13 protein-coding genes and 1 other annotated feature are annotated in these 16988 nt (G+C 52.7%); of the genes, 4 read left to right on the forward strand and 9 right to left on the reverse strand.

Translation table 11 applies throughout. The features are described from left to right. Positions 1–73: 73 nt before the first annotated feature. The 7 genes from adk to AAIG39_RS01820 all read right to left on the reverse strand — a co-directional run bounded on the left by adk (position 74) and on the right by AAIG39_RS01820 (position 7190). Positions 74–718 (reverse strand): adenylate kinase, encoded by a 645-nt coding sequence (gene adk, locus AAIG39_RS01790; protein WP_041852454.1) that lies wholly within the window; start codon positions 716–718, stop codon positions 74–76. Between the two features lie 212 nt (positions 719–930). After that, positions 931–2805, reverse strand: a complete 1875-nt coding sequence (htpG, locus tag AAIG39_RS01795) for a molecular chaperone HtpG (protein ID WP_090082498.1) — start codon at positions 2803–2805, stop codon at positions 931–933. A 147-nt stretch (positions 2806–2952) separates the two neighbouring features. Beyond that, positions 2953–3558 (reverse strand): recombination mediator RecR, encoded by a 606-nt coding sequence (gene recR, locus AAIG39_RS01800; RefSeq protein WP_090082501.1) that lies wholly within the window; start codon positions 3556–3558, stop codon positions 2953–2955. After that, positions 3558–3890, reverse strand: coding sequence for a YbaB/EbfC family nucleoid-associated protein (locus AAIG39_RS01805; RefSeq protein WP_041852682.1), 333 nt, complete (start codon positions 3888–3890; stop codon positions 3558–3560). Before AAIG39_RS01805 ends, recR begins: the two co-directional genes overlap by 1 nt. A 51-nt stretch (positions 3891–3941) precedes the next feature. Then, positions 3942–5894 (reverse strand): DNA polymerase III subunit gamma/tau, encoded by a 1953-nt coding sequence (gene dnaX / locus AAIG39_RS01810; RefSeq protein WP_343193069.1) that lies wholly within the window; start codon positions 5892–5894, stop codon positions 3942–3944. Beyond that, positions 4545–4609, reverse strand: a sequence feature (DnaX frameshifting element). It overlaps the preceding gene by 65 nt. Positions 5895–6109: 215 nt before the next feature. After that, the gene (apt, locus tag AAIG39_RS01815) at positions 6110–6661 is read right to left on the reverse strand and encodes an adenine phosphoribosyltransferase (RefSeq protein WP_047371543.1); all 552 of its coding nucleotides are present in this window, start codon (positions 6659–6661) and stop codon (positions 6110–6112) included. A 151-nt stretch (positions 6662–6812) separates the two neighbouring features. Next, a complete protein-coding gene (locus tag AAIG39_RS01820) occupies positions 6813–7190 on the reverse strand; it encodes a DUF454 family protein (RefSeq protein WP_090082507.1) in 378 nt (125 codons plus the stop codon). Between the two features lie 69 nt (positions 7191–7259). Between AAIG39_RS01820 and priC the strand changes: the two genes are divergently transcribed. Together priC and rsmS are read left to right on the forward strand one after the other, a co-directional pair. Then, positions 7260–7787: a primosomal replication protein N'' gene (gene priC, locus AAIG39_RS01825; protein WP_343193070.1), complete on the forward strand. Its 528-nt coding sequence runs from the start codon at positions 7260–7262 to the stop codon at positions 7785–7787. A 14-nt stretch (positions 7788–7801) separates the two neighbouring features. After that, a complete protein-coding gene (gene rsmS / locus AAIG39_RS01830; protein WP_343193071.1) occupies positions 7802–7954 on the forward strand; it encodes a pleiotropic regulatory protein RsmS in 153 nt (50 codons plus the stop codon). 193 nt (positions 7955–8147) lie between these two features. Here the strand turns inward: rsmS and mscK are convergent, their stop codons facing one another. Continuing rightward, positions 8148–11501, reverse strand: coding sequence for a mechanosensitive channel MscK (gene mscK, locus AAIG39_RS01835; RefSeq protein WP_090082980.1), 3354 nt, complete (start codon positions 11499–11501; stop codon positions 8148–8150). A 124-nt stretch (positions 11502–11625) separates the two neighbouring features. Then, positions 11626–12279, reverse strand: coding sequence for a multidrug efflux transporter transcriptional repressor AcrR (gene acrR / locus AAIG39_RS01840; RefSeq protein WP_090082516.1), 654 nt, complete (start codon positions 12277–12279; stop codon positions 11626–11628). Between the two features lie 141 nt (positions 12280–12420). Between acrR and acrA the strand changes: the two genes are divergently transcribed. Together acrA and acrB are read left to right on the forward strand one after the other, a co-directional pair. Continuing rightward, entirely contained in the window at positions 12421–13617 is a 1197-nt protein-coding gene (acrA, locus tag AAIG39_RS01845; protein WP_343193072.1) for a multidrug efflux RND transporter periplasmic adaptor subunit AcrA, read from the forward strand. Positions 13618–13639: 22 nt separating this feature from the next. Next, positions 13640–16789 (forward strand): multidrug efflux RND transporter permease subunit AcrB, encoded by a 3150-nt coding sequence (gene acrB / locus AAIG39_RS01850; protein ID WP_249572638.1) that lies wholly within the window; start codon positions 13640–13642, stop codon positions 16787–16789. Positions 16790–16988 lie beyond the last annotated feature (199 nt).

The raw sequence follows: 16988 nt of genomic DNA on the forward strand, positions 1-16988 counted from the left end.
TGAAAAGCGCGTAAACGAAACCAATCACAGCGATTGGAAGATTATCCCCGGCGGACACCGGGGATAAAGGCGATTAGCCGAGAATTTTTTCCAGCTCTGCGCGCACGTCAGCCACGGCTTTGGTGCCGTCAACTTTCGCGTATTTGGTGTTACCTGCCTGCGCTTCTTTGGAGTAGTAACCGATCAACGGCGCAGTCATCTGATGATATTCCACCAGACGCTTACGGACTGTTTCTTCCTGGTCATCTTTACGGGTGGTCAGCTCTTCGCCGGTCACATCGTCTTTACCTTCCACTTTCGGCGGATTGAATTTAACGTGGTAAACACGGCCCGAAGCGGCATGTACGCGGCGACCCACGATACGGTCGACGATCAGTTCGTCCGGTACGTCAAATTCCAGGACGTAATCGACCTTGATACCCGCTTCTTTCATGGCATCAGCCTGCGGGATAGTGCGTGGGAAGCCATCGAGCAGGAAGCCGTTACGGCAATCTTCCTGTGCAATACGCTCTTTCACCAGGGCGATAACCAGTTCGTCAGTCACCAGTTTACCGGCATCCATGATGTCTTTTGCTTGCTTGCCCAGTTCGCTGCCAGATTTAACAGCGGCGCGGAGCATATCGCCCGTGGAGATTTGCGGAATACCGTATTTCTCCATAATGAACTGTGCCTGAGTTCCTTTACCCGCGCCCGGAGCGCCAAGCAGAATAATACGCATTGCGGAAATCCCCTCAAATGTCGATTCAATTTTTCAAAAAGCGCTAAACGATACCACCAGAATGAGTATGGCTCAAGGAAGGCAGCGGGGCTGAAACGGTTAGTGAGAAAGAATGTTTGAAATTGTGGCAGCCCCTCTCTCCCGGAAGGGGGGAAAGGGGCACGTTACATGTTGTATTGCCTTGCCCCCTCCGGGGAGAGGGGAAAGTGAAATCAGGACATTAACAAGGTATTTAAACGCTTAATAAACAAGTTGGGATCTTCAAGCGTACCGCGTTCCGCGAACAGCGCCTGATCCAACAGCAGTTCAACCCACTCGCCAAACTTCGTTTCGTCCTGGGTATCGGCTGTACGTTTCACCAGCGGATGATCCGGATTCAGTTCAAAGATGTACTTCACTTCCGGTACGCTCTGGCCTGCAGCGGCAAACAATTTCGCCATCTGCGTACTCATTTCGTCGTTATCGGTGGTGACAATCGCCGGTGTATCGGTCAGACGATGCGTCAGACGCACCTCTTTCACACGTTCACCCAACAGAGTTTTAACGCGATCAACGAACGGCTCCAGCGCTTTTTCTGCTTCTTTGGTGGTTTCATCCACTTCATCAGCCAGTTTATCCAGCGACTCGTCAGCCTTAGATACTGACTGGAACGGCTTACCGCTGAACTCGGTCAGGTAGCTCATCATCCACTCGTCGATACGGTCGGAGAGCAGCAGAACTTCGATACCTTTCTTACGCAGTAGCTCCAGATGCGGGCTGCTCTTCGCCGCCGCGTAGCTGTCGGCAGTAATAAAGTAGATTTTCTCCTGCCCTTCTTTCATGCGGGAGAGATAGTCTTCCAGTGAGACAGTCTGCTCAGAGGAGTCCGTGTGAGTAGACGCAAAACGTAACAGTCTGGCGATGGCTTCCTGGTTTGCGTGGTCTTCAGCCGGGCCCTCTTTCAGCGCCAGGCCGAACTGTTTCCAGAAGCTCTGGTATTTTTCCGCGTCATCTTTCGCCAGCTTATCGAGCATCTGCAGAGCGCGTTTGGTCAGCGCGTTACGCAGATTACGGGTGACGGTGCTGTCCTGCAGAATTTCACGGGAAACGTTCAGCGGCAGATCGTTGGAATCTATCAGGCCGCGCACGAAGCGCAGATAGTTCGGCATAAACTGTTCGGCGTCATCCATGATAAAGACGCGCTGTACGTACAGTTTCAGTCCATGCTTATGATCGCGGTTCCACATATCCCACGGAGCCTGTGAAGGGATAAACAGCAGGCTGGTGTACTCTTGCTTGCCTTCCACGCGGTTATGGCTCCAGGCCAGCGGGTCGGTAAAGTCATGGGCGATATGTTTGTAGAACTCTTTATATTCGTCGTCGCTAATTTCCGACTTGCTGCGGGTCCACAGCGCCTGCGCTTTGTTGATTTTTTCCCAGGAGACCACGGTTTCGCCGTCGACTTCTTCTTGTTTCTCAATTTCAACTGGCAACGCAATATGGTCGGAATATTTGCTGATGATCGAGCGCACACGCCAGTCATTCAGGAAATCATCTTCGCCTTCGCGCAGATGCAGCGTGATTTCGGTGCCACGATCCGCTTTGTTGATGTCAGCAACGGTGTATTCACCTTCGCCAGCGGACTCCCAGAACACGCCATTTTCAGCGCTTTCGCCAGCAGCACGAGTGCGCACGGTCACTTTATCAGCAACGATAAACGCCGAGTAGAAGCCCACCCCGAACTGGCCAATCAACTGGCTGTCTTTCGCCTGATCGGAGCCCATCGATTCCAGAAACGCTTTGGTGCCAGACTTGGCAATCGTCCCCAGGTTCTCAATAACCTCGTCGCGGCTCATCCCGATACCGTTATCGGCAATGGTCAGTGTGCGGTTATCTTTATCAAATGAGACGCGCACACGCAGTTCGCCGTCACCTTCGTACAGATCCGGTTTGGACAACGCGCGAAAACGCAGTTTGTCCGCCGCATCCGAGGCGTTGGAGATAAGCTCACGCAGGAAGATTTCTTTATTGGAATACAGGGAATGGATCATCAGGTGCAGAAGCTGTTTTACTTCTGACTGGAAACCGCGGGTTTCTTGTCCTTTCATGTAAGTCGACCTCAACAATGCCATTAAAAAAGTAATAGCCGTGATTCTTCGCGCCGCGAATGTTTAGGCTATTGAAATGATGAGGGTGAGATGGGGATGCAGAGGGATTTTTTCAAGCGGAGACCACATGCCGCAGCCTCCGTTTGGTCAGAATTTAATCTTGTGGCGACCCGCAAGCGAATGGGACAGCGTTGTACCGTCAACCATTTCCAGCTCACCGCCAACGGGAACGCCGTGAGCAATACGGCTGGCTTCCACACCATATTGCGCGCAAAGCTCGGCGATATAGTTGGCGGTTGCCTCACCTTCCACCGTCGGATTAGTGGCGAGAATCACCTCTTGCAGCGATTCCGCCTGCAGACGCTGCTCCAGCCGATCAAGGCCAATGTCGTCCGGCCCGATACCATCGAGCGGCGACAAGTGGCCCATCAACACGAAATAGCGTCCGGAAAATTGCCCGGTCTGTTCAATGGCATAGATGTCCGCAGGACTCTCCACCACGCAGATTTGACCATTTTCCTGACGGCGAGGATTGCTGCAAATATTGCAGACATCCTGTTCAGTAAAGGTGCGGCAATCGGCGCAGTGGCCAATTTCCGACATGGCGCGGGTCAATGCCTGCGCCAGGCGCATTCCACCGCTGCGGTCACGTTGCAATAGCGTAAACGCCATGCGCTGCGCCGATTTCGGGCCAACACCCGGCAGGCAGCGCAACGCCTCCATAAGCTGCGTTAACAGCGGACTGGTCTGCATCAGAACGGCATCTTGAAGCCCGGCGGCAGTTGCATACCGGAGGAAACAGAAGCCATTTTCTCTTTCTGGGTTTCTTCAATGCGGCGCGCAGCGTCGTTGAATGCCGCTGCCACCAAATCTTCCAGCATATCTTTATCGTCTTCCAGCAGACTCGGATCGATCTCAACACGGCGGCAGTTATGCGCACCGTTGATGGTCACTTTCACCAGGCCAGCACCAGACTCACCGGTCACTTCCAGCTTTGCGATTTCTTCCTGCATCTGCTGCATTTTTTCTTGCATCTGCTGGGCCTGTTTCATCAGGTTACCCAGACCGCCTTTTCCACCAAACATAGGCTCTTCTCTCAGTAAGTCATAGTTAGTTGACAGCAAGGGAGCTTACCATCAAATGGGACGAATACTCTCTTCATCCAGATCCGCATCGAAGAAACGCTGCAGGGTCTGAATGTTGTTATCCGTGATAATCGCTTCGCGCGCCTGCGCGAGTTTCTCTTCATATATGGCCTGACGCCATTCCAGCGGCGTTCGCACCGCCGGATTATCATCTTCAATGATAGTCAATTCAACCGTATTGCCGTGTAATGCCGAAAGCGCATCCGCCAGCGTTTTTTGCGCAGAGGGCGAATTCAGGTGACGCTGAGCAGAACGCAGATGCAGACAAATTCGGCTCTCATCCTGCTCTTTCCAGGCATTCAGCGCCACCTGTTCAACCAGCTTAGGTAGCGTGAGCCGGCTGATTTCCGCCGCCCAGGCATCACGTTCGAGCGATTCGTCTGCCAGTTTCTTCGACAACTCCGGTGTTTTTTCGTGCTCCAGCGCTTTTTTTAGCGCCTTCGGCGTGGCTACCGTCTCTTTCACCTCTTCGGTGACGGTTGTCGCTTTCCAGCGGTAGGCCTCTTTTTTTGCCACCACCTCTTCATGCGCAGAAGGTGCCGGACGCGATTGCACACGCTCGGTGACCGATGCCAGTCTTTCCAGCGCGCTATTGTTTACCGGCCGCGCGCGGGCTGCGGCTGCCGGTTCACTCTTTTTTGTTTTGTCCGCTCCCTGAGCGCGCTGCAGTTGGCGACGAGCCGCCAGCACCTGGCTGGTGGCATCAGGCAGAGTGACATCATGCTGCGGTTGCGGTTGTGGTTGCTGTTGCGGTTGCGATGGCGCCGACGGCACCGGGACCTGCGTCGGATTCATCACCGCCACTGACGCGGCTGGCGCGAAAGAAGCCCTGGGTGCATCCGGCACCGTTAATGGCTCACGCGGATGAAACGCCAGCGCGCGCAGCAGAGTCATCTCCATACCCATGCGTCTGTCCGGCGCATACGGTAACTCTTTTCGGCCAATGAGCAGCGTCTGGTAATAGAGCTGCACATCGCCAGGTGGCACTATGCGCGCCAGTTCCCGCATGCGTTGCTCAATGGGCGCCATATCGCTGCCCAGCGCTGCGGGGCTGAGCTGAATCATGGCGATACGGTGCATCAGCGTTTGCATTTCCACAAGCAAAGCTTCCCATTCCACGCCACGGGAGGCGGCCTCATTGACGAGCGCCATCGTCCGTTCACCATCGGCAGCCACGACTGCTTCAATCAACGCCAGGGCCTGGTCGTCATTGAGTGTTCCGAGCATCGAACTGACAACTTGCGCGGTCAGTTGACCATCGCCGCTGGCAATCGCCTGATCGGTAAGACTCAGCGCATCACGCAGGCTGCCGTCTGCGGCGCGGGCCAGCAACTGAAGCGCGCGCAATTCGTGAGGAATGTTTTCGGCGTCAAGAATGTGCTCAAGCTGATGGCGGATTTGATCAACATCCAGTGCTTTAAGATGAAACTGCAGACAACGCGACAGAATCGTCACCGGCAATTTTTGCGGATCGGTCGTCGCCAGCAGGAATTTGACGTGCTCAGGCGGCTCTTCAAGCGTTTTCAACAGCGCGTTAAAGCTGTGGCGCGAGAGCATATGCACTTCGTCAATAAGGTAGACCTTGAAACGACCGCGCGCGGGGGCGTACTGCACGTTGTCCAGCAGGTCACGGGTATCTTCGACCTTGGTGCGGGATGCCGCATCAATTTCGATTAAGTCAACAAAGCGCCCCTGTTCGATTTCCCGACAGCTATCGCACATGCCGCAAGGCGTCGCGGTGACACCCGTCTCGCAATTCAGCCCTTTTGCCAGTAGTCGGGCAATAGAGGTTTTACCGACGCCACGTGTACCGGAAAACAGGTAGGCATGATGGATGCGTCCTGAGGATAAGCCGTTCGCCAGTGCGGTCAGCACATGCTCCTGGCCGACGACGTCAGCAAAAGTTTGGGGTCGCCATTTACGGGCTAAGACCTGATAACTCATTGGCAGGCTCTGAAACGCTGGAGGTGGATGAATAGGAGGGAATGCTATCACAACCTCACTTAATCAGCGAGGTTGTCTCATTTGGCAATAAATCGGATGTCGCCGTTACAGGCAGTTTAGTAACGGACAGCGCACAATATCCGGAACGTACGCGAAGTACGTGAGGATTACGAGCGCTGTCCGGCGCTAAAATGACAAATAAGGCAGCCCGATAATTAATGCCCAGGGAATGGCACAAGACTAAAGCAGGTCAACCCCTGTTTTTCCAGACGTTGCTCACCGCCCAGATCAAACAGGTTAATGATGAACGCTGCATCGGTCACTTCACCACCTAAACGGCGGATCAGTTTTACCGTCGCTTCGATAGTGCCGCCCGTCGCCAGCAGATCGTCAACGACAAGGACTTTATCGCCAGCCTGGATAGCATCAATATGAATCTCCAGTTGATCGGTACCGTATTCCAGTTCATAGCTTTCCGCGATGGTTTCACGCGGCAGTTTACGCGGCTTACGTACCGGTACAAAGCCAACGCCCAGGCCCAACGCAACCGGTGCGCCGAACAGGAAGCCACGTGCTTCTGTACCTACTACTTTCGTTATCCCGGCGTCTTTGTAACGTTCGACCAGCAGTTCAATGCTGAGAGCGTACGCTTTCGGGTCTTCCAGCAAACTGGTGACATCACGGAACAGGATGCCCGGTTTCGGATAATCCTGAATGCTTTTGATGCTGTTTTTGAGAAATTCAAGCTGCTGCGCAGTCGCTGTCATGGGTTTTTGCCTGATAGAAACGGTGTTACTCACGGCGCACACTGAGGTTTCGCATGTAACCTGCGGTTAACATTTAACCAGTCGCGCCTGTGCTCGAAAACGCTCGAATTTACTGGCAGAACGAGACAATTGCAACTTCCATCGGTGAGCTTTATGGTTTTTGTTGCTTTGCGTCAATCACGGGCAGGCGCCACATAAAAATCAGCAGGCAAGACAAAATAACCAGCAGTAACCATCGCACCCATATTATCTTCACCAGCCAGAGCGAAATGGCGAAAGTTATGAGTATCACAGCGATGGCCCGGGGTTTAGCGCCCGGCGGCATTGCCTTATAGGTTTGCCAGTGACGCAAATAGCCGCCAAACCAGGAACGGTACAATAACCACTGGTGAAAACGGGGAGACGAGCGCGCAAAGCACCAGGCGGCCAGCAGGATGAAAGGCGTGGTCGGCAGTAAAGGTAAAACGACGCCGAGAGTACCCAGCACTACCGCCAGCCAGCCAATGATGAGTAAAATAGTCCGTTTCATAGTGCGAATCATTATCATTGATGAGCGGCTAATGTAGCATAGTCGTCGCCATTTACAGGGGAGAGAATCGTGAGAAGCGCATTGCTTTTACAGGCTCTGGAACAAAAGCTGGACGAGCTGGCACGACAAATCGCTCCACAGGCAAAACACGCTACGGTGAGCCCACGTTTTGACCATCATCTCTTTCGCACACGCAGCACCACCATGGAGGCTTGTCTGCAAGAAGCTCAGCAGAGTCTGATCGCGCTTCGCCATGCTGTCGACGCACAACAAATCGAGCAGGTAACCTGGCTTGCAGAGCACCTTGGCGCACAAATTGCGGCCCTTAGTCGCGAATCGGCCTCATGGTCGCTGCGCGAGTGGGATAGCCCCGCGCCCGGTATTCAAAAATGGCAGCGTAAGCGTCTGCAACATCAGCAATTCGAACAACGTCTGATGGCAATGAAACGTGAGCGTGAAGCGCGTCTGGCAAATGTCGACACTTTCGTTGAACAACAGCAATTACACAAAGAAATCATCGCATTTGAAGGGCGGCTTCGCCGCTGCCGCGAGGCGCAGGATAATATTGAACGGGTGCTGGCGCGCCTGACACGTTAACCCGAGGAGAGAGTATGTCCCTGGAAAATGCACCGGATGACGTCAAGCTGGCGGTCGATCTGATTATGTTGCTGGAAGAGCATGATATTGCGCCAGAAACCGTGCTTAAAGCGCTGGAAATTGTACAAAGGGATTTCGAACGCAAAGTGAGAGAGAGTCAGGATTAGGCCTGGGCGCGACCTGATGCCCTTCCCCACGTGACGAGGAAGAAAACGTTAGTCCGGATAAGCCGACGTCGCCAGCAGGAATAATCCCCGGTGACGCTAACGCGTACCTGGGCTACAACAGGAGGGGCTTGTTGACCAGGTAAGGCGCGCCGCCATCCTGGCAAGCCCCGCGCCTTTGAAGTAAGGGGATGAATCAGCCCTGTGCAGGCGTTGGATCGTCGCCTTTCAGCTCGCGTTTCACTTCCGTATGCTCTTCGCCGCCAGCATTGCGTAAATGGACTTCCAGCTGGTTAAAGGCGATGTTGATGTTATTTTCGCGACAAAGTCTGTCGATCGTGCGGTTCAGTTCATCCACCGTATAGCTACGATCGCGCAGTTCACGTACATACAGACGCAATTCGTGATCCAGCGTGCTTGGGCCAAAAGTGGTAAAGAACACCGACGGTTCCGGATCGTGCATCACCTTCGGATGTTCCATCGCCGCTTTTAATAAGACCTCTTTCACCTTATCCAGATCGGAACCGTACGCTACCCCCAGACGGATTACCACGCGTGTAATGGTGTCTGATAACGACCAGTTGATCAGACGCTCGGTCACGAATGCTTTGTTGGGAATAATGACCTCTTTGCGGTCAAAATCGGTGATTGTGGTGGCACGTATACGGATCTTACTTACCGACCCGGAGAAGGTACCGATGGTGATGGTATCGCCAATACGCACCGGGCGCTCGAACAGGATGATAAGGCCAGAGACAAAGTTACCGAATATCTCCTGTAAGCCAAAACCCAGACCAACCGAGAGTGCTGCCGCCAGCCATTGCAGTTTGTCCCATGAGACGCCCAACGACCCAAACACTGTCATCGCGCCGACGGCAATGATGACATAGTTCAAAATAGTGGTAATGGCGTAGGATGCCCCCTGGCGCATGTTCAGGCGCGAGAGAACGATCACCTCCAGCAAACCCGGCAAGTTTCGAATTAGCGCCCAGGCCACCACCGTAGCAATCAATGCAAACAGTATATTTCCCATGGTCACGCTTTTTACTGCAGCGACGCCAGCCTCTGTACCGTTGTAGTGCCACAAAACAACGCTGTCCAGGTAGGCAAAAACAGTGATCAAATCCGACCAAATCGCCCAGAACACGACACCAAAGAGGGCGATCATCAGCAACATAGTGATACGTAATGTCTGCTGGTTGACCTGCTCCAGCGCAATGCCCGGCTCTTCCTGCGGCTCAGCGCCTTCTGCTCCCTCTTTAATCAGGTTCTGGCGACGAGCAAGCGCACGGCGGTAAGCAATACGACGTGCGGCAACGCTCAGGCCGCGCAACACGGTCTGGTAAAGCAGGTTCCAGAGAATGACCAGATAGACAGTTTCAATCCAGCGTCCGGCCAGGCGCAGCGTTGTATAGAAATAGCCGGTGGCCGTCAGCACCATCAATGCGACCGGCACAATCGCCAGAACGGTGATCGTGATAAGGCGAATACTGTGAGACTCTTTATCCCGCCAGCTTTCACGGAACATCGGCCATACCAGCCCTGTGATAACCAGCAAGTTAAGCAGAATTACCGTTTGTCCAAGGACATCATCCATCAGATGCAATGGCGACAGCTCAGAGACTACGGACCAAAAATGGAGCGGTAACAGCGCAAGGCTGATACGCACAATCTGTCGACGCCAGTGGCTGGTCAGCTGTTCCGGCATGTTGAAGTGGTTTACCGCCACGCCGTCCTTTTCCAGCACCTTCCAGCACAAACCGAATACTAGCCAGAATACTGTCAGTTTTTTACTGAACGACCACAGCAGTTCGCTGATATTGAGCTGCATCGTCAATAAAATGAGGCCAATGGCCAGAATGAGCAGGCACACAGGCAGCGCGCGAATGAGATCGATAAGAATCGCTTTCGGCGTATGTAACTGGCTGTCATTACGTAATTGACCAACCTGAGCCGCAAGACGCGCCTGATAGCTACGCAACCAGCTAAGACGCCAGCGAATTAAACCGGCAATTAACAACAGCGGGAGGCCCGCGAGGAAAGCGATAGCCACCGCAGGCCAGGCTTTCTCCCAGTTCACGGTGATTTTCATTTTACTTATCTGGTCTTTCAGCGCCTGTGGGAAAGATTTAACCCAGTCCCAGTCCATCGGCTTGTTGCTGTTTACCCAGAAAATTTGCTGCGTCAGGATCTCCTGGAGGCTTTTCGACACGCTCATCAGCTGTTGCTGGTTAACCTGCAGATTAATCGCCATCATCAGCTGATTACCTAGCTGCTTATTTAACTGATCGAGCAGTTCACGACGCATGTCCACGACTTGTAACAGCGCGTCATGCACTTCATCGTTGACCTCACTCGAATGCCCCTCTTCCAGTTTCGCCACGAACGCATCGCTCTGGAAAAGGGCATCACGCTGCTGATTGATCTCAAACTGTTCCAGGCGCAGATCCGCAATACGGTTGGTCATGTCTTCCAGTTCATCAGCGGAAGGAAGCGTTTGTTGTTGCTGATAAAGGATGCGCGACAGCAGCAAACTACCTTTAAGCACCGAAATCTGCTCTTTTACGTTACGCTCAGATTGCAGCGCGCGATCAAGCCAGTTTTTTACTTTGATATTTTGCTGCACCAGCGAGTTGCCATTTTCCGTCGCGGTAATGAGTTTCTGGCTAAGCTGGTGGTTAATGTCCAGCTCCTGCTTCACTAACGGCATCGCCTGGATACGGGCAGTTTCATCCGGCGTTACGGCTTCCTGAGCGGTTTTTTCTGTCAGCGTCAGCCGCTTGTTATTCACGGCCTCCTGCAACAGTTGCAACTGGTGTTCAAGGCGATTGCTGTTCGCAGTGGTGTAATCGCGCTGCTTTTGCAGAGTATCCTGCAAGGTGGTATTGCCTTCGAGGCTCTTACGCAGTTGTTCGATTTGCGCATTCAGCAATGCCTGTTGAGCAAGTAAAAGTGTCTGCTGCGTCGGACGCAGTGCCCCCTCACCTGCCGCAGTGCCATTAAGACGATTACGGATTTGCTGCAGCTGCTGCGAAGCGGTGTACATGGAACTCTGCACGCGTTCCGGCTGTGTCTGTAACGATACTAACTGACTGTTATAGTTAGATAAATCGTTCTGTGCCGCTTGTAAATCATCCAGTAACTGTGCCACGCGCGATTCAAGCTGACGCAGAGAAAGCGTTGCCAGTGTTTTGCGCGTTTCATCGTCGTTATCTTTATCGTTGAGCGCATTGAGAGCATCAGTCGCCTGGCGCATTTTGTCCGGTGCCTGGGCTATTTTTTGCTTTAAGAGCGCAGTTTCTTGCTTAACCCGTTCGATTTTATCCAGAACATCGAGGATTTCTGTTAAATCCTGGATGACCAGTTTGTCCGTAGCCGTGGGATCTTTTTGCTTATTCAGGGCATCGAGTTGACTCTGGATATCGGAGCGAGCAGGTAATTCATTGTTTGTCGGGGCCGCTAAGGCACTGCCAGTAATGAAGGCAAAGACAAAAAACAGCGCGGCAGCCAGAACCGGGAGCGCACTTCTTGAGCGAGTGAATTGCAGCATCATTTGCGTGATTAATCTGTGAACAGGAAAGATGGCCGAAACTAGCCACGCGCGAAGAATATCACGCCGTGAAGTTACAACCTAGTAACGTAATGTTAGCAGTCGCTTTTTCCGTAAATTCTGACTAAGCGGACAAGCCTGACGCTTTATTATGCAGCGTTGGACAAAACTGGCACATCTCCAGTACTATCGCTACATAATCTCGGGCTTCTTTCTTTAAATCAAAAGATTGGGGGGAGAAAAGCCAATTCTCCATCACACCGGAAATATAGGCACGCATCAAAATTGCCGTCCGGCGGGTGAGTAAACTCTCAGGGAGTAATTTGGCTTTAATACACTCATTAAGAGTGTGCTCAATGCGGTCGTAACTCTCCAGGCACAAATTACGCTGCGCCTCTTGCAGGACCGCCATTTCGCCAACAAACTCACACTTGTGAAAAATGATTTCCATCATGAGTCGGCGACGCTCTTCGACCACGGTTGCTTCGAGAATATAAACCAAAATTTCCCTTAAAACTGACAGTGGATCGTCGGGGAATTTTGCCCGATACTCAGTTTCGAGATCGCTGATGCTGGCTTCGGACAGCTGCCAGATTTCACTGAATAAATCCGACTTATTTTTAAAGTGCCAGTAAATCGCACCGCGGGTCACCCCCGCTGCCTGTGCAATATCTGCCAGTGAGGTTGCTGATACGCCCTGCCGGGAGAACAAACGCAAGGCCACATCAAGGATGTGCTGGCGTGTCTCTTGTGCCTGCTGTTTGGTTTTTCGTGCCATATGTTGGTGAATTGACAGGAGTCAGATTTACATACATTTATGAATGTTTGTACCATAGCATGACGATAATATAAACGCAGCAATGGGTTTGGGACATTTGATCCATTGATCAATTTGAAATCGGACACTCGAGGTTTACATATGAACAAAAACAGAGGGTTAACGCCTCTGGCGGTCGTTCTGATGCTTTCAGGCAGCTTAGCGCTTACAGGATGTGATGAAAAACCCGCTCAACAGGGCGCTGCGGGCCAGGCGCCAGAAGTTGGCGTCGTCACGCTAAAAACAGAACCTCTGCAGATCACAACAGAACTTCCAGGCAGAACCAGTGCTTTTCGCGTTGCGGAAGTCCGTCCTCAGGTCAGTGGCATTATTTTAAAACGCAACTTCACAGAAGGTAGTGATGTAGAAGCGGGTGTCTCGCTTTATCAGATTGATCCAGCTACTTATCAGGCTTCTTATGAAAGCGCGAAAGGCGATCTGGCAAAAGCACAGGCCGCGGCAAACATTGCGCGCATGACCGTTGCTCGTTATCAGAAATTGTTGGGTACCAAATACATCAGTCAACAGGATTATGATACCGCTCAGGCTGATGCACAGCAGGCAGATGCAGCCGTCGTTGCGGCAAAAGCTGCGGTTGAAACCGCGCGTATCAACCTTGCCTACACCAAAGTGACCTCTCCAATCAGCGGCCGAATCGGTAAATCGTCCGTGACCGAAGGTGCGCTGGTGCAAACCGGTCAGACAACCGCTCTGGCAACAGTTCAACAGCTTGACCCCATCTACGTCGATGTCACTCAGTCCAGCAACGACTTCCTGCGACTGAAACAGGAGCTGGCGAACGGCACGTTGAAACAGGAAAACGGTAAAGCGAAAGTCGAGCTGGTGACCAACGACGGCACGAAATATCCGCAGACCGGTACACTGGAATTTTCTGACGTCACCGTTGACCAAACTACCGGTTCGATCACACTGCGCGCGATTTTCCCGAACCCGGATATGACGCTGCTGCCAGGTCTGTTCGTACGGGCGAAACTTGAAGAAGGCACCAACCCGAACGCACTGCTGGTTCCGCAACAGGGCGTGACCCGTACCCCGCGTGGTGATGCTACCGCGATGGTCGTGGGTGAAGGCGATAAAGTCGAAATCCGTAAAATCACCGCGACACAGGCCATTGGCGATAAATGGCTGGTGACAGATGGCCTGAAAGCAGGCGATCGCGTGATTGTGACAGGCCTTCAAAAAGTAAGACCCGGTGCGCAGGTAAAAGCACAGGAAGTGACCGCTGAGAATAAAGAGCAAGCCCCGGCCGGCGCGCAGTCACAGCAGTCTAAGTCTTAACTTAAACAGGAGCCGTTAAGACATGCCAAATTTCTTTATTGATCGCCCCATATTTGCCTGGGTGATCGCCATAATCATCATGCTTGCGGGGGGACTGGCGATCCTGAAGCTGCCAGTCGCGCAATATCCTACGATTGCGCCGCCGGCAATTCAGATCAGCGCGTCCTATCCAGGTGCTGATGCAAAAACGGTGCAGGACACCGTTACACAGGTTATCGAACAGAACATGAACGGTATCGATGGTCTGCTGTATATGTCCTCCACCAGTGACTCTTCTGGTACGGTACAGATCACCATCACCTTCGATTCTGGTACCGACGCGGATATCGCCCAGGTGCAGGTGCAGAACAAACTGCAGCTGGCAATGCCATTACTGCCGCAGGAAGTTCAGCAGCAGGGTGTGAGCGTTGAGAAGTCATCCAGTAGCTTCCTGATGGTTCTCGGTATGATCAGTACCGATGGTTCCATGACGCAGGAAGATATTGCCGACTACGTTGGCGCTACCGTCAAAGACCCCATCAGCCGTACGAAAGGTGTGGGTGACGTACAACTGTTCGGTGCGCAATATGCAATGCGTATCTGGATGGACCCGAACAAACTGAATAACTTCCAGTTGACCCCTGTCGATGTCATCACGGCTATTAAAGCGCAGAACGCCCAGGTCGCAGCCGGTCAGCTGGGGGGGACGCCGCCGGTGAAAGGCCAGCAGTTGAACGCCTCCATCATCGCGCAGACACGTCTGACCTCAACGGAAGAGTTCGGTAAGATCCTGTTGAAAGTTAATCAGGATGGTTCGCAGGTTCGTCTGCGTGACGTGGCAAAAATTGAGCTGGGCGGCGAAAACTACGATGTCGTAGCCCGCTTCAACGGTCAACCCGCATCAGGTCTTGGTATTAAGCTGGCAACTGGCGCGAACGCGCTGGATACCGCGAATGCGGTGCGTGCCACTATCGCCAAACTGGAGCCGTTCTTCCCGCACGGGCTGAAAGTGGTTTATCCGTACGATACCACCCCATTCGTTAAGATCTCCATTAACGAAGTGGTAAAAACGCTGGTTGAAGCGATCGTGCTGGTATTCCTGGTAATGTACCTGTTCCTGCAGAACTTCCGTGCAACGTTGATTCCAACCATCGCGGTGCCAGTCGTACTGTTGGGTACCTTCGCCATATTGTCGGTATTTGGTTACTCAATAAACACCCTCACCATGTTTGGTATGGTGCTGGCGATAGGCTTGTTGGTGGATGACGCCATCGTCGTGGTAGAGAACGTTGAGCGTGTCATGTCCGAAGAGGGTTTGCCGCCAAAAGAAGCCACGCGTAAGTCCATGGGCCAGATTCAGGGCGCACTGGTAGGTATCGCGATGGTTCTGTCGGCGGTATTTATTCCGATGGCCTTCTTCGGTGGTTCTACTGGTGCGATTTACCGTCAGTTCTCTATCACCATTGTTTCAGCAATGGCGCTCTCTGTGCTGGTAGCGTTAATCCTGACGCCAGCGCTCTGTGCGACCATGCTCAAACCGATTGCCAAAGGCGATCACGGCGAAGGCAAGAAAGGTTTCTTCGGCTGGTTTAACCGCGTATTTGATAAGAGCACGCACCACTACACCGACAGCATAGGCAATATTCTGCGCAGTACGGGTCGTTATCTGCTGCTCTACATTCTCATCGTGATTGGCATGGCTATCCTGTTCGTTCGTCTGCCAAGTTCGTTCCTGCCAGATGAAGACCAGGGTGTGTTCCTGACCATGACGCAGCTCCCGGCTGGAGCGACGCAAGAGCGTACGCAGAAAGTGCTGGATGAGGTGACGAAATACTACCTGGAAAACGAAAAAGATAACGTGAACTCTGTGTTTACCGTTAACGGCTTTGGCTTCTCCGGGCGTGGTCAGAACACCGGTATTGCGTTCGTGTCGCTGAAAAACTGGGATGAACGTCCGGGCGAGAAAAACAAAGTGCCGGCGATCGCAGGTCGTGCAAGCGCGCATTTCTCGCAAATTAAAGATGCGATGGTGTTCGCCTTTAACTTGCCAGCGATTGTTGAACTGGGTACGGCTACGGGCTTTGACTTCCAACTGATTGACCAGGCAAACCTGGGGCATGACAAGCTGATGCAGGCGCGTAACCAGTTGTTCGGAGAGATTGCACAGCATCCGGATCTGCTGGTCGGTGTGCGTCCGAACGGTCTGGAAGATACGCCGCAGTTCAAAATCAATATCGACCAGGAAAAAGCACAGGCGTTGGGTGTCTCGTTAACTGACATCAATACTACGCTTGGCGCGGCATGGGGCGGTAGCTACGTCAACGACTTCATCGACCGTGGTCGTGTGAAGAAAGTGTACGTTATGTCCGAAGCCAAATACCGTATGTTGCCGAACGATATCGATAACTGGTATGTCCGCGGTGCAAGCGGCTCGATGGTGCCTTTCTCCGCCTTTGCGACATCGCACTGGGAGTATGGTTCTCCGCGTCTGGAACGCTATAACGGCTTGCCATCCATGGAGATCCTCGGCCAGTCTGCACCGGGTAAAAGTACTGGTGAAGCAATGGCGATGATGGAACAACTGGCCGGTAAACTGCCGACCGGTATTGGCTATGACTGGACGGGCATGTCGTATCAGGAACGTCTGTCAGGTAACCAGGCTCCCGCGCTGTACGCCATCTCTCTGATTGTGGTGTTCCTGTGCCTGGCTGCTCTGTACGAGAGCTGGTCGATTCCGTTCTCCGTAATGCTGGTGGTCCCGCTCGGGGTGGTTGGTGCGCTACTGGCCGCGACATTACGCGGTCTGACCAACGACGTTTACTTCCAGGTAGGCCTGCTGACAACCATTGGTCTGTCGGCGAAGAACGCGATACTTATCGTCGAATTCGCCAAAGATTTGATGGAAAAAGAAGGCAAAGGTCTTATTGAAGCGACCCTGGAAGCAGTACGTATGCGTCTGCGTCCTATCCTGATGACATCGCTGGCGTTTATCCTTGGGGTTCTGCCGCTGGTTATCAGTACCGGCGCCGGTTCCGGTGCGCAAAACGCCGTAGGTACCGGTGTAATGGGCGGTATGATTACCGCGACGGTACTGGCGATCTTCTTCGTTCCTGTGTTCTTTGTGGTGGTACGCCGCCGCTTTAGTCGCAGAAACGAGGATATTGAGCACAGCCATAAGGTTGAGCAACACTGATAGTGATGAAAGAAAAGGCCGCGAAAGCGGCCTTTTTCATATTCACTATTCTGATCATTAAAACTCCGTATTGTCTCTTTGTTTATTTTGTGCAGCCGTAATAGCGCACACAATTAATACGTCATTAGGAGCTCCACTTATATACTTAGGTAAAATTCTTAATTATCTGGTACAATCAGTTTAAGTAAGAATATTCCTG

It is taken from the genome of Phytobacter palmae, from assembly GCF_039409775.1.
Taxonomy (GTDB): domain Bacteria; phylum Pseudomonadota; class Gammaproteobacteria; order Enterobacterales; family Enterobacteriaceae; genus Phytobacter; species Phytobacter palmae.

What these genes read in the sequence shown, in the direction of transcription:
- adk (WP_041852454.1), bottom strand. Translation starts at nt 718, where the DNA reads ATGCGTATTATTCTGCTTGGCGCTCCGGGCGCGGGTAAAGGAACTCAG.
- htpG (WP_090082498.1), bottom strand. Translation starts at nt 2,805, where the DNA reads ATGAAAGGACAAGAAACCCGCGGTTTCCAGTCAGAAGTAAAACAGCTT.
- recR (WP_090082501.1), bottom strand. Translation starts at nt 3,558, where the DNA reads ATGCAGACCAGTCCGCTGTTAACGCAGCTTATGGAGGCGTTGCGCTGC.
- AAIG39_RS01805 (WP_041852682.1), bottom strand. Translation starts at nt 3,890, where the DNA reads ATGTTTGGTGGAAAAGGCGGTCTGGGTAACCTGATGAAACAGGCCCAG.
- dnaX (WP_343193069.1), bottom strand. Translation starts at nt 5,894, where the DNA reads ATGAGTTATCAGGTCTTAGCCCGTAAATGGCGACCCCAAACTTTTGCT.
- apt (WP_047371543.1), bottom strand. Translation starts at nt 6,661, where the DNA reads ATGACAGCGACTGCGCAGCAGCTTGAATTTCTCAAAAACAGCATCAAA.
- AAIG39_RS01820 (WP_090082507.1), bottom strand. Translation starts at nt 7,190, where the DNA reads ATGAAACGGACTATTTTACTCATCATTGGCTGGCTGGCGGTAGTGCTG.
- rsmS (WP_343193071.1), top strand. Translation starts at nt 7,802, where the DNA reads ATGTCCCTGGAAAATGCACCGGATGACGTCAAGCTGGCGGTCGATCTG.
- mscK (WP_090082980.1), bottom strand. Translation starts at nt 11,501, where the DNA reads ATGCTGCAATTCACTCGCTCAAGAAGTGCGCTCCCGGTTCTGGCTGCC.
- acrR (WP_090082516.1), bottom strand. Translation starts at nt 12,279, where the DNA reads ATGGCACGAAAAACCAAACAGCAGGCACAAGAGACACGCCAGCACATC.
- acrA (WP_343193072.1), top strand. Translation starts at nt 12,421, where the DNA reads ATGAACAAAAACAGAGGGTTAACGCCTCTGGCGGTCGTTCTGATGCTT.
- acrB (WP_249572638.1), top strand. Translation starts at nt 13,640, where the DNA reads ATGCCAAATTTCTTTATTGATCGCCCCATATTTGCCTGGGTGATCGCC.